This is a genomic window from Nitrospirota bacterium (assembly GCA_040756155.1).
GTDB lineage: Bacteria > Nitrospirota > Thermodesulfovibrionia > JACRGW01 > JBFLZU01 > JBFLZU01.
Window position 1 is genome coordinate 1 of the sequence record JBFLZU010000124.1, and the last position, 8421, is coordinate 8421.

Sequence of the window (8421 nt, forward strand, 5' to 3'; positions counted from 1 at the left end):
GAAGGGGGTGAAATTATTTTGTGATAATTATGGACAAAGCTTCAGGACGAGTTTTATAATTTAACCTGGAAAAAGTGGGGAATAAATCTGATACCGGGGTGGGGAATAAAGCTGATACTTGACAAAAGTACTCGGAGTGAGGTTTATAGATATCATATATATAGCATAAATTACCCCCCCCGAGTGAGCTATTACAGTAACAATTCCTCCCAGAAAACCAAAAAGCACCCCGTGCCATTTCTGGTATTGATAATTTTCGACTTTTTTGCTAATCATTTTAAAATAAGGAATCGGATGATTTTTAACAAGCTGATGAACAGCAAAGATTCCACAAAAAAAGCCAACCATCCTTGCAAACCACCGATCTGGAGTATAATTCATAATTACACCTCCAACGATGACCCCAATTATAGAACCTGAAGCAATTGTTAAAAGAACTGATTTATTTATGTTCTTCCAATAATGAATCATGGGCATGATATTTGTTAACAACATGATGGGACCACCTAATCCAACGGCACTCTTAGGAGGAAGAATCAGAGAAAAGGCAGCGGTCATGAAGATTCCTCCCCCTACTCCAAAAGAAGTCTTAATCAAAGCTGTTAATAAAATAGTAACACCAATATAGATGGCCTGGAAGGAATTAAATTCGATACCCATTTATCATACTCAAAATCGAATATCTTACTAAATTAAACCTAAAATATACTTAAAAATGTGTTAATTTTAATATATTACTCCTATTTTAATGCATACTTTATTGGTCTCTTTATTACAAAAAATAAGGAAGATCAATATCCTATATCTTTCCCTATAATGATTACAGTGAAGTCCTTAATTCCCCACGGTCTTCTTTCAATAATGGTTGTCACCCTGCAAAGCCTGAACGGTGTATTGCAATCTCTGCAAATTAAATCTTCTGCGCAGGGAGTAGGGTCCTTTCGCCTCTGGCAATTTTTTGGAGCTGCTACTTTCTTAAGTCGAGCAAGACCCTGACTCATATTCTTGACTATCTTGTTGACTCCTGCTACAACAATCACCTTCGAAGGACCAAAGATCATGGAAGAAACGCGATTACCCGTTGCATCAACGTTAATAAGTTTTCCATCCATGGTCAGTGCGTTAGTACTTGTCAGGAAGATATCCGCCCTCTGCTGTTTTTTCCCAACTTCGTATCTCTCTTCCCTGGAAAGTCCTTCCTTCCAGTGATCGTAGACCGTATTCCCTCTTTTTACTAAAGCCTCAAGAAGTCCCATATCCCTTATGGTAACAGACCCACCAATTCCGACTTTGGCATCGATGGGGACCATCTTTAAAACTTCCTCCTTAGCTTTTTCAATAGATGAAAAATACAAAGCCTCCATCTCATTTCTCCTCAAGTTCTCAACAACCTTCTGAATCATATTCGATGTTATTTTTTTTATCACACAATTCCTTTCAGGAAGTTTCCTCCAACAAAGTTCTTTCGACAGTATAATTTATCGTAGCGATAGTTCAGAATATAAGGAATATCGCAATTATCAGTAATACCAGAGCGATTATTCGATAGAACAAAGCTTGATTGACCTTTATATGCACAAACGATCCAGATAGATTCCCAATTATAAAAGCCGGCAATAGATAAAGACTAAACTTAAGGATATCTACATTTATCAGACCAGCGTAAGCAAATAATATCACTCGCCATATATCCATTAAAAAGAATAAAAAGACCAATGTAGCTCTGAGGGCATTCTTATCTCTTAATTTCCTGGCCAGATATACAACAACTGGTGGTCCACCTGCACCAAATAAGCCTCCTGTGATGCCACTCAGTAGACCAGCGATAACTCCCACATAATTCTTAAGTTCCTTAACCTCCTTAACTTCCTTATCCCAAAATAGAATTTTAAGGGCATAGCCTGCTATAAATAAACCTAACAAAGTTTTGAGCAGGCTACTTTTGAAGGAAACTAATACATATGTACCTAAAACAATGCCTATCATATATGTGGGAATTAATATAAGTAATACATCCTTTCTGACCCATTTTATTGTCTGAAAAGTAGAAAGCAATAGGATTCCAGTGAGCACGGCGAGTATGGCTGCTGTCGGTACGACAATCTTTATGTCAAGAAGAAGAATAAGTGGTGCCACCATCAATGGCCCCGAACCAAAACCAGTTAACCCTCTTACAAAGAAGGCCATGCTTACTACTATGCTGGATAGAATTATTATTTCTAATGTCATCAATTTACTCTATTCTTTGTCCTTATGTTATTCATTAATAATTCTGTATCTCGTTGTAATCTCTGCTGTAGATTTTAGCATAGCCATTACTGAACAGGTTTTTTTTGATAATTCTATTGAACTTCTTATAGCTTTCTCTGAAATGTTCCTTCCTTTAATAACATACTCCATCTCTATATTAGTAAAGACCATAGGAGGATTTTTTGACCTCTCTCCCTTTAAATTTATCCAAAAACCTGTTATATCCTGTCTCTTTTTTCTCAATATAGAAATAACAGAAGCCCCAGCGCATCCTCCAAGACTGGTAAGGAGAAGCCCCATAGGTCTGAAGCCTGCATTTTTACCGCCATATTCTTTCGATGCATCTATCTTGACAGTATACCCTGAAGATGCCGTTCCTTCGAACGCCATACTTTCTATTAAGGTTATTTTTGCTTCCATGGACATAATTTCACCTCCTGATAGCAACAAACAGTCCAAATCCTCACTCAGGAGAGGTTAATACTCCTTGAATATCCCCTACCGCACAAATAAAAACACTCCACCCTCTGTTTTCACACATCATTACTATAAAATAGAAGGTAGGAGACACTGGAGGGATGATCTGCTGCGTCATTTAGAGTGCTGCTTTGCCTGTGTATTGTCTCTTAATACAAAGATGTTCTTTCTGTCTCCTCCATGCACGCTGCCCCATTATTAGCTCCTCATTAGGGTCACCTATTGGGAACTGGTTTTTGGGGATATCAGAGTTTTTCCAGATTCCTTTTCTTTTTCTTTCTTCACGCTGATCAACGAGCCAGTCGTTGTAACTTTCATACATTATATGTCCCTCAGGGGCATCCAGAGTAGCAGCCCTTATCCTTCCGTCAAGCTCACGGTATAGTGCTGCCTCCTCCTCGCTTATTTTTATTGGCTCAACATCCATTGTATATCCTGCTTCCTTTAATTCCTTTCCTGCTACTGCGGCAAAGATTCGCTGCTCTCGTAAGCTGAGAAGCTCTTTGTATATACCAATATATTTATCACTTGCAGGGTGTCCAAGAGGTTTGTGGTCACGAGTAGCTCCACGAGACTTAGCTATATCGGTTTTGTAAAATTCAAGCATGACCGATGAATATTTTTCATCGAGGAAATCACATATCTGTCTCAATACCTTTTCAGGTTCCCTGACCAATGTCTCATATCTGACATCCATCCACTGCGAAGAACTAAGTTTTCCCCTCCATGGTTTAACCGCATTCTGACAGAGCTTCCATCCCTCTGCAGCACAGAAGATATTTGTTGGACCGAATGCAGACTGAAGATAATCCACACTGGCGTCACGTCCATCCCGGGTTATAAAGATAAACTGGGCATCAGGGAAATCTTCCAATATCTCTTTGACAAAAAATAGATTGTGAGGTGTCTTTTCTCCCCAGCGGGGTTTATTTCCTACCTCACGCGCATACCTCTCAAGCATCGCACAATATATGCCAGCAAAACTCCGTTCCTTAACCTCTGAGATTATCTCATCCACTATTATCCTTGGATTTACCTTCATGCCCCAGAATGGAGTTTTTAAACCGAAGACCATCTCTTCTGCTAATGTCCTGAAATTTTCATCTTTGCTCAGATCACCATAGGTGTATAGATAAGGGCGAAATCGAGGATAGTACCATGCCACTTCAGGGACAGCAATCCTTGGATGGCAACCTAACATAGCCATCACAAGTGTCGTCCCAGACCTTTCTGCACCAATCATGAATATTGGTTTTTCTTTCAATATAATCGCCATCGTTTCCCTCCTGACATAATATTACCTATACTCTATACCTAATAGATAGATTACTATAAGAAAGCCCAGTCAAGGTGTTTAAGCAGGAAAGACACCTTCCCTACCGAGCAAGGTGTCAGAAAACCAATATTAGCTACTTTACTTAAAAAATCCTCGCTGCCTCCAGCAACACCTTTGCCCCGATGGCATCTCCGATAGGCCCAGTGATTGTGAGTTCTTTGGTGATAAAAGCTCCGATTATTGGAATCTCGCCATCAAACAGTCTTTGCATCGCTTCCGGTTTTCCCTCAATGATTACATCGGCTTTGTCCAGTTTTCCCTGCTCTACCTTGGAAACTTTCCCACCATCTACCACAAAGTAAAAGGCGGTCTCTGTACTATTTTTTATGATGAACTGTACAGACTTGTTCCAGTCTGGAAATTCTTCGTCCAGATTAACTTTCTCGTTTATTTTTCTAATCTGAGCTAAATACCTCTTTACATCTACACTCATCGTCATCAACTCCTTCATCTCCTATTGAAGATTTTCTTAGGTAATTTCATAGGTTTAAAAGTCACAGAAATCGCCTTCTCGTCTTTTTTAGGGCAAACCTCGACACATTTCATGCAACCTGTGCAAAGGGAAGGGAAAGTAGCAACAGGTATCCACTCCTTTGAAGTTGAAGTCTTACCTTCCGGTATTGGGGTATAGCAACGCATAACATGTGGTGCACAAGCCTGTAGACATTTGCCACACTCTAGAGCACCGAGACATGCACCCATGTTAAATTCTATATGTGGAACTTCTTTAACATATGTTTTGATCTCAAAATGTGTAAAACTCATAGTTACCATACCTCCTTTAAGGCTGGAATCTTTTCCCGTTCCAGCATCTTTATTGCCTCAACAGGACAGACTCTCATACATTGAGCACATCCAAAGCAATTTTCCTGCTTTAACATGGCTACTCCATAAGTAGGAGACAGGTTGATAGACTTAAAATGGCATGCCTTGACACATTCACCACATCCATTACATATATCCATATCCAGTTCGGCGACATAATGCCCTTTTTTAAGTATCCCGGTGAGCCCCCAATCCAACCTCCATTGTAGCCATACGCATACAGGATACTCACAACTACATAACTTGGACATATAGGCAGGAGAGCCTACATAGGAAGCGTCGTGACACAATCCCTGCTCAGAGAGTTTTTCTATATGCTCCTTTGCTTCCTCAGTTGAAACCGTCTCGATCTTATGTTCTTTCCAGATCCTTTCCGGATGTTCCTGATACATATTAACATAGGCTGAAATTCCAAGGCAGTAAAGATTTTCAGGTCCTATGTATTTGCCACCCCTTTTATATTTACGGCAGGTGCAGGCGAGCTTCACGAAGGCGCTGCCAGCCTGCGCAGATACATCGCACATCTCCTTTGCCTCATCCAGTGTCACGGTCTGCGCAGAGTGGTATCTGGAGAAACCTTCCTCCCAATCAATGTCCGCAATCTTTTCCAGCCTTGGGCTTAATCGAGTTTTCAGGACATCTAACTCTCCTGAGATTGGACCCCAGAGCCTCGCTTGGACAGCTCGATAGTTCGAATTCCACTCTTTGAGCCAGTCTTCCATTTCATCAAATTTTCTGACATAATTTTCTACAGCCAAAAACCATTTTTTGCCTTTGCCATGTTGTGTACACCATTCACACATATCCTTCCTCCTCGATTACCAAAATTTTCAGTTTGCTTGCGATACTGCTCAGCTACCCAATAATTATTATTCTAATTAATTTTTTCTCGCAATATCAACCATGTTTTTTGATTTTTGGCATTCACTTACGACTGTAATGAGATCGTAAGCGAATGCCATATTTTATTATTAAAATTTGCTTGGTTTATCCTCAAAAGGCGCTTTTTCGGCTTTGGATACACGACACAGCATACCTCTGAAGGCGACTGACCCGCATATTGGATCGTAAGGACCCATAACATCTGTTACATTATTAATATTTGACTCAAAGCAGCCCTTCTCTGGCTCAGGCCTCTCAGGATAGTAATACATGTGGTCACAATGGACTAAGCGCGGATCGTGCATAGGCTCAAATTTTGCCTTCATTCTGCAAGAGCCAAACCTGGTCTCTATCTTTACCCAGTCCTCTTCTTCTATGCCATATTTCTTAGCTGTATCTGGGTGAATCTGAACGATGGGATATGGGTTCATCTTACGGAGCTCTGGAATCTGAAGGCAGTCCGAATGACTGCGATACTTGTTTCTTGACCCTGAAATGAGCCAGAGCGGGTATTCCTTGGCAGTTTCAGGTGTGACCTCTTCATCTTCCCTTGTCGGTCTGTACACGGGTAACGGGTCATAACCAAATTTCTTAAAGGTTTCAGAGTAATATTCAAGTTTTCCTGAAGGGGTCCTGAAGCCCATCTGAAGGTTCTCATACCGCTTGTATGGCTCTAAATCCCAGTATACAATCTTTTTCTTTTCAAACTCCTCCCAGGTCATACCGATAGGCCTGAGAACATCTTCATTGTATTCCCTCACGCTGTTCCACAGCATTTTAATACCCATCCTCTTGGCAATATCAATAACGATCTGTCGATCATCTCTGCACTCCCCAGGAGGCTCCACCGCCTTCTGATGGCAATACATGAAGTTAATGTAGGTGTTCTCAACCACCTCCTCCCTTTCAGGCCACCAGGCTGCCGGTAGAACAATATCAGCCAGTGCCGCTGTTGGGGTCATAAAGGTTTCGACGATGCAGTAGAAGTCAAGCGACTTGAGTGCTTGAAGTGTATGCCTGGAGTTCGGCTCAGCCTGAAGTATCTGTGAGCCAGCAGCAAACATCGCCCTTACCTTGTAGGGCCTGTTAGTGAGCATGGCTCTGAGACCAATGGGTGGGTGAGCTTCTGGCCAGGGTGCCTTCGGTCCGCAAAATAGAGGAAATTCATCAGCGCCCAGCCTCGCCAACTCCAGAGCTGCTGGTGGTCTGAACCCCTGGCTTCCTAAAAATTCAGGTAATGTAAAGAAACCTTTAGGACGACGCCTGAAGACATTTCCGCCTTTCACATCAATATTGCCTGTCAAGGAAATGAGGAAACACACGGCACGTGCACTCTGGACTGAATTTATGTTCTGGTCTAAACCTATCCGGTAATGCAGAGAAGCGGGCTTAATAGTCGCATACATCATGGCTGCCTCATGAATCTTGCTGGCAGGAACGGTGGTAATCTTTTCAACTTTATCCAGAGGATAATCCTTGACATGTTCCCTGAGCGATTCGAACCCTATTGTCCACTTATTAACGAATTCTTTGTCGTAGAGCCCTTCCTGTATCAACACATTTATCATGGCCAGAGCCAGAGCGCAGTCAGTCCCCGGTTTAATCCTCAGCCAAAGATCGGCATTTTTAGCCGAATCAGTATACCTCGGATCTACACACAAGACCTTTGCCCCCCTCTTTTTTGCCTTTTCGAAATCATGCCACTTGGATGGGTGTGCTTGGGAAGGATTTGCACCCCAGATAACTATTAACTCAGAATTAAGCCAGTCTGGACCACAGTCATCAGTAAGTATCTCACCATGGGTAAAATGCTGGGCGATTAACCCAGGCCTCCTACATGAATGAGCGATGCTAAGTACATTCGGGGTACCCAGCATATAGGCAAAAAGGGCTGTCGGCAAGATATTTACCCTTTTGTGTCTGGAGCCTCTCGAAATAGCGATTGCAAGGGGACCGTATTTTTCTTTGGCCTTTGTCATATTAGTTGCTATCTCATCTATGGCTTTGTCCCAGGAGATTCGCTCCCACTTACCAGAACCCCTTTCACCTTTCCGTTTCAGAGGATACAATAAACGATCAGGATGGTATAGATAATCCAATGACCGTAAGCCCTTAGGGCATGGGTGATTGGGGTGATTTGCAGCAGGTCTCAGTTTAACAATTTTTTCGTTTTCAACTGTTAACTCAAACCCACAAAATTCGTGACAGATTGTACAAGTTCCTTGAAAGACTTTCGCCATAATCTAACCCCCTTTTTTATTTATTTTGCCTTTCACAAAAAGCTCAACCTATACTAACTTGCTTTAAAACTTCACCTCCTCTCCGTCTATTCCTCATTTCAAGATCCCGAATTAGTAAATCTTATTCCAGAAATTCTTGAGTTACAACTTTAATGTAAGCAAACAACATGCCAACATTTCACATATGCATAACTGACTGGGATTATTGATTTAATCCGAAAATTCAATTAAATATGATAAGAAAATATCTCATATTTGCAAGGAATGAATTTCATTTATGAAGAATTTTAACTCATTTTTGTAATAATAAGCGACTCACAGATATAATGTAAAAGAGACTTCAAATACAGAATGCAGGATTGATCTTATATGTGTGACTACTATTTGTTCCCAGATTCAGATAAATAAAAT

Annotated in this window: 9 protein-coding genes; all 9 read right to left on the minus strand. The window is 41.2% G+C overall.

The annotated features are described in order from the left end of the window. Positions 1-60: 60 nt before the first annotated feature. Complete coding sequence (locus AB1488_11720; protein ID MEW6410752.1) at positions 61-660, minus strand: sulfite exporter TauE/SafE family protein; 600 nt, start codon at positions 658-660, stop codon at positions 61-63. Positions 661-791: 131 nt separating this feature from the next. Then, a complete protein-coding gene (locus AB1488_11725) occupies positions 792-1427 on the minus strand; it encodes a lactate utilization protein (GenBank protein ID MEW6410753.1) in 636 nt (211 codons plus the stop codon). A gap of 67 nt (positions 1428-1494) precedes the next feature. Continuing rightward, entirely contained in the window at positions 1495-2229 is a 735-nt protein-coding gene (locus AB1488_11730; protein ID MEW6410754.1) for a sulfite exporter TauE/SafE family protein, read from the minus strand. A gap of 27 nt (positions 2230-2256) precedes the next feature. Further along, a complete protein-coding gene (locus AB1488_11735; GenBank protein ID MEW6410755.1) occupies positions 2257-2676 on the minus strand; it encodes an OsmC family protein in 420 nt (139 codons plus the stop codon). 169 nt (positions 2677-2845) lie between these two features. Beyond that, a complete protein-coding gene (locus AB1488_11740; protein ID MEW6410756.1) occupies positions 2846-4003 on the minus strand; it encodes a sulfotransferase in 1158 nt (385 codons plus the stop codon). A 142-nt stretch (positions 4004-4145) separates the two neighbouring features. Next, complete coding sequence (locus AB1488_11745) at positions 4146-4514, minus strand: SCP2 sterol-binding domain-containing protein (protein MEW6410757.1); 369 nt, start codon at positions 4512-4514, stop codon at positions 4146-4148. Further along, a complete protein-coding gene (locus AB1488_11750) occupies positions 4511-4837 on the minus strand; it encodes a 4Fe-4S binding protein (protein MEW6410758.1) in 327 nt (108 codons plus the stop codon). The genes AB1488_11745 and AB1488_11750 overlap by 4 nt, the downstream gene beginning before the upstream one ends. Next, entirely contained in the window at positions 4831-5691 is an 861-nt protein-coding gene (locus AB1488_11755; GenBank protein ID MEW6410759.1) for a 4Fe-4S dicluster-binding protein, read from the minus strand. The genes AB1488_11750 and AB1488_11755 overlap by 7 nt, the downstream gene beginning before the upstream one ends. A 168-nt stretch (positions 5692-5859) precedes the next feature. Further along, positions 5860-8010, minus strand: coding sequence for a molybdopterin-dependent oxidoreductase (locus AB1488_11760; protein MEW6410760.1), 2151 nt, complete (start codon positions 8008-8010; stop codon positions 5860-5862). Between the last annotated feature and the right edge of the window lie 411 nt (positions 8011-8421).

Excerpts from the sequence above, each read along its gene's own strand:
- AB1488_11720 (MEW6410752.1), bottom strand. The coding sequence starts at position 660 with ATGGGTATCGAATTTAATTCCTTCCAGGCCATCTATATTGGTGTTACT.
- AB1488_11730 (MEW6410754.1), bottom strand. The coding sequence starts at position 2,229 with ATGACATTAGAAATAATAATTCTATCCAGCATAGTAGTAAGCATGGCC.
- AB1488_11735 (MEW6410755.1), bottom strand. The coding sequence starts at position 2,676 with ATGTCCATGGAAGCAAAAATAACCTTAATAGAAAGTATGGCGTTCGAA.
- AB1488_11740 (MEW6410756.1), bottom strand. The coding sequence starts at position 4,003 with ATGGCGATTATATTGAAAGAAAAACCAATATTCATGATTGGTGCAGAA.
- AB1488_11745 (MEW6410757.1), bottom strand. The coding sequence starts at position 4,514 with ATGAAGGAGTTGATGACGATGAGTGTAGATGTAAAGAGGTATTTAGCT.
- AB1488_11750 (MEW6410758.1), bottom strand. The coding sequence starts at position 4,837 with ATGGTAACTATGAGTTTTACACATTTTGAGATCAAAACATATGTTAAA.
- AB1488_11755 (MEW6410759.1), bottom strand. The coding sequence starts at position 5,691 with ATGTGTGAATGGTGTACACAACATGGCAAAGGCAAAAAATGGTTTTTG.
- AB1488_11760 (MEW6410760.1), bottom strand. The coding sequence starts at position 8,010 with ATGGCGAAAGTCTTTCAAGGAACTTGTACAATCTGTCACGAATTTTGT.